Raw genomic sequence first — 636 nt, 5'->3', positions numbered from 1 at the left:
CTCGATGACACGCAACATGCGTGGCGACAGGGCATCGGTGCGCGTCGCAAGGATGACGGGCAGTTCTGTGCGCAGGAAGCCGATACCCTGGCGCACCGCGATCCCGCGTTCCAGCATGAAGGCGCGAATCTGGTTGATGATGCCGGTGCGTTGCGACACCAGCCGCTCGCGCACCCGATGCAGCGCCTGCAGATCGAGTTGCTCCGCGGTCTTGGTCGCCACGAACTTCATCGTCGGGCGCTGCACGGCTTCGGCAATCGCTTCGGCATCATTGAAGTCGTTCTTCGGTCCCTTGCTATAAGGGCGGACATATTTGGCCGGCATCAACCTGGCATCGTGACCAAGCGATGCGAGTCTGCGGCTCAAATGATGTGCGCCGACGCAGGCTTCCATGCCGATCAGGCAAGGCGGCATATTGGCGAGCCGCGCCTCCACTTGGCCACGCGACCACTTTTGCCGCAGCACGATGGCGCCGCGCGTATCGTGGCCCACGACGTGGAACGAGTTTTTGCCGATATCGATGCCGATCACGGCGATCGCGGTACTGGGTGTCTGGGACATGGCGTGCTCCTTGTCTTGGCGCCCCTGGCCAGCTTATCGCTGGCGGGGCAGGAGCACGGCCGGACCATCCCATTA

Annotated in this window: 1 protein-coding gene; it reads right to left on the bottom strand. The window is 63.1% G+C overall.

What is annotated here, in order from left to right; translation table 11 throughout:
• The coding region (locus E4K65_RS46810; RefSeq protein WP_135179773.1) for an IS110 family RNA-guided transposase at positions 1-561 on the bottom strand (561 nt) is incomplete at its 3' end.
• Positions 562-636: the final 75 nt, after the last annotated feature.

The sequence above is a fragment of the Bradyrhizobium niftali genome (assembly GCF_004571025.1).
In the GTDB taxonomy this organism is placed as follows: domain Bacteria; phylum Pseudomonadota; class Alphaproteobacteria; order Rhizobiales; family Xanthobacteraceae; genus Bradyrhizobium; species Bradyrhizobium niftali.
This window is presented reverse-complemented; position numbering and strand designations above follow the sequence as displayed.